The sequence below is a fragment of the Halovulum sp. GXIMD14793 genome, assembly GCF_054457435.1.
In genome coordinates this window covers 1-624 of sequence record NZ_JBTLNE010000137.1, presented here as the reverse complement: position 1 = coordinate 624, position 624 = coordinate 1, and the positions used below count along the sequence as shown (strand labels likewise).

Genomic DNA, 624 nt, shown 5'->3' with positions numbered 1-624 from the left:
TAGGTTTGTTTCTGGCGGTGTGGCCCGCGTTGACAACTCTGACAAGGTGGAAGCTGCGGGATGCGTGTGCCGCTCTATGGGGAAAGCGCAGGCATCTGTCCCTGATATTGTTTGATGTTTCGCCGGGTTTGCTGAGCTTGGTTGTTTGGCTTCATGGCCTTCGTGGTAGTTTCAGGAACCATCGTGGGTCTTGCCGGGGCAGTTTTTATCGGCTTGTGGGGCGAGGACGTGCGTTGGCCAAAGCGCATCGTTGACCGACGCGTCAATTGTCGGATCGGAGAATGTTTCAAAGACGGGCTCTTCATCATGCGGCCTGCTTTCTTGGCGGCGCTCGGGTTCGGGGGTTCTGTCCGCGCCGGAAGGTCTCGATGATGCGCATGGGTCCTCCGCAATCGGGGCACGGTTCCCGCAATGTGAGCGGCGGCGCGGGATCGTCGATCGCTGGGGCTGGCTCAGCCGTTGCAATTGCACCGAGCAAATCACGGATCTTGGCGACTTTGTCCTTACGGCGGGTGCCTGCGAGGAATCCATAATGCCGAATGCGGTGGAACCGATCAGGAAGAACATGCATCAGAAAGCGGCGGATGACCTCGCCAGTCGGCAGGCGCATCACCTTCATGCGAT

1 protein-coding gene is annotated in these 624 nt (G+C 58.8%); it reads right to left on the bottom strand.

All coding sequences use genetic code 11. The annotated features are described in order from the left end of the window. Positions 1-304 precede the first annotated feature (304 nt). On the bottom strand, positions 305-624 hold a 320-nt coding region (locus ACW9UQ_RS18720; RefSeq protein ID WP_458932492.1), incomplete at its 5' end, for a transposase.